The sequence below is a fragment of the Rhodococcus sp. CX genome (assembly GCF_015865005.1).
In the GTDB taxonomy this organism is placed as follows: Bacteria; Actinomycetota; Actinomycetes; order Mycobacteriales; family Mycobacteriaceae; genus Rhodococcus.
Genome location: NZ_JADZGH010000256.1, coordinates 1 through 2,332 on the forward strand (window position 1 = coordinate 1; position 2,332 = coordinate 2,332).

Here is a 2,332-nt window from a genome sequence, read left to right on the forward strand (position 1 = left end):
GACCGCGGAGACCACCTCCGAGACCACGACGAGCACCACGACCACCCCGGGCACCGACGCGGTGACCACCGAGCCCGGGACCACCCCGGCCGGCACCACCGCGTCCACCGCGGGAACCACCACCACGGGAACGTCGGATGCCGCCCCGGCGCCGGTCGCCGGCACCGCTGTCGCGCCGGACGCCACCGATCCGGCGGCAGCCACCCCGACCGCGACCCCGGAGACGGTGACCGAAACCGCCACGACCGGGACCACCACGACCGAGACCACCACGACCGAGACGACGGAGACCGCACCGGCCACGTCGACGACGACCCGCACCACGACCGTCGCTCCCACCACGACGACCCCGGTTCCGCCGCAGCAGCGCTGAACGGAACGGCAGCGCCACACCGAACGACGACGAGGCCCGGAGGGTTTTTCCCTCCGGGCCTCGTCGCATGTTCAGCGCAGTCGCATGCTCAGCGCTGCTCGTCCTGGGCCGAATCGATCGTGCCGTGGCGGGAGCACCGCGCCCACCATCCGTCCGGGGTGATCTGGACGATCATCCGGCGGCCGCACTGCGCGCAGAAGCGCGGCGGTTCGAGGCCGAGTTGCGCGGCACGCGGCCGGACCGGTTCGGCGCCGTCGAGCTCGGCGCCCGTGAACGGATCGAACATGTCAGAAGCTTTCGCTCAGGGCCTTGATCGGCATCTTCAGCTCGCCGAGCAGATCCAGATCGGATTCGGCGGGGCGTCCCAGCGTGGTGAGGTAGTTGCCGACGATGACGGCGTTGATGCCGCCGAGGATGCCCTGCTTGGCACCCAGGTCGCCGAGGGTGATCTCCCGTCCGCCGGCGAACCGCAGGATGGTGCGGGGCAGCGCGAGCCGGAACGCGGCGACCGCGCGCAGGGCGTCGGCCGCGGGCAACACGTCCAGGTCGCCGAAGGGCGTGCCGGGGCGCGGATTGAGGAAGTTCAGCGGCACCTCGTCCGGGCCGAGTTCGGCGAGTTCGGCGGCGAACTCGGCGCGCTGCTCGAGCGTCTCCCCCATCCCGAGGATGCCGCCGCAGCACACCTCCATACCCGCTTCGCGGACCATGCGCAGCGTCTCCCACCGTTCCTCCCAGGTGTGGGTGGTGACGACGTTCGGAAAGTACGAGCTGGAGGTCTCGAGGTTGTGGTTGTAGCGGTGCACACCCATCGCGGCGAGCTGGTCGACCTGCTCCTGGGTGAGCATGCCCAGCGAGCACGCGACCTGGATGTCGACCTCGTTGCGGATGGCCTCGACACCGGCGGCGACCTGCGCCATCAGCCGGGCGTCCGGGCCACGGACCGCGGCGACGATGCAGAACTCGGTGGCTCCGGTCTTGGCGGTCTGCTTCGCGGCCTCGACGAGGCTCGGGATGTCGAGCCACGCGGAGCGCACCGGGGAGGCGAACAGACCCGACTGCGAACAGAAGTGGCAGTCCTCGGGGCAGCCGCCGGTCTTGAGGCTGATGATGCCCTCGACCTCGACCTCGGGTCCGCACCACTTCATGCGCACGTCGTGCGCGAGGGTGAGCAGGTCCTCGAGCCTCTCGTCGGGCAGCTGCAGCACTTCGAGGATCTGGTCGCGGCGCAGACCGTCACCGCGGTCGAGCACCTGTTCGCGGGCCACCGCGAGGATGTCGGTGGGGGCGAGTGCCTTGGTCACGGCGGATCTCCTGGAGTATCGGGAACAAACTTGAACACCGTTCACTTGAACAGCGTTCAGGTTAGGGCGGTGGTCGACTACTGTCAAAGGGGACAAGCACGAAACAGAGGGAGCGAACAGGTGCAGTTGCGACGCGGCGACGTTCTCGACGGCGCCATGGCGATCCTCGACGAATACGGTCTCGGCGACCTGACGATGCGCAAGCTCGCCGGATCGCTCGGCGTGCAGCCGGGCGCCCTGTACTGGCATTTCCCCAACAAGCAGACACTGCTCGGCGCGATGGCCGACCGCATCCTCGAGGGCGTGGACGCCCCGCCGAGCACCGAATCGTGGGACGAGGCCCTCGCCGAACTCGCCCACCGATTCCGCGCCGCACTGCTCGCGCACCGCGACGGCGCCGAACTCGTCGCCTCCAGCTACGCGTCCCGGTTGACCACCTCCCGCGCCCGCGACAGTTTCGTCGCCGTCGCCCAGCGCGCGGGGCTGTCCCGCGCGCACGCCGAACTCGCCGGCTACGCGCTGCTGCACTATGTACTCGGCCACACCGTCGACGAGCAGTCGCGCCTCCAACTCGCGGAATTCGGCGCGCTCACGCGGTCCCCGGTCTCCCCCGACGTGACCACCGAAACCCCCGCTACCTCCGACGACGACCTGCTCG

Annotated in this window: 4 protein-coding genes; 1 reads left to right on the forward strand and 3 read right to left on the reverse strand. The window is 70.0% G+C overall.

All coding sequences use genetic code 11. The features are described 5' to 3' along the window. The 3 genes from I0Q12_RS34115 to bioB all read right to left on the reverse strand — a co-directional run. On the reverse strand, window positions 1-342 hold a 342-nt coding region (locus I0Q12_RS34115), incomplete at its 3' end, for a hypothetical protein (protein WP_231611581.1). 119 nt (window positions 343-461) lie between these two features. Beyond that, a complete protein-coding gene (locus tag I0Q12_RS27770; protein ID WP_197256707.1) occupies window positions 462-659 on the reverse strand; it encodes a hypothetical protein in 198 nt (65 codons plus the stop codon). A gap of 1 nt (window position 660) precedes the next feature. Then, window positions 661-1,674, reverse strand: coding sequence for a biotin synthase BioB (gene bioB / locus I0Q12_RS27775; RefSeq protein WP_197256709.1), 1,014 nt, complete (start codon window positions 1,672-1,674; stop codon window positions 661-663). A gap of 120 nt (window positions 1,675-1,794) precedes the next feature. On the opposite strand from bioB, the gene I0Q12_RS27780 reads away from it, so the two are divergent. Then, on the forward strand, window positions 1,795-2,332 hold a 538-nt coding region (locus I0Q12_RS27780; protein ID WP_197256711.1), incomplete at its 3' end, for a TetR/AcrR family transcriptional regulator C-terminal domain-containing protein.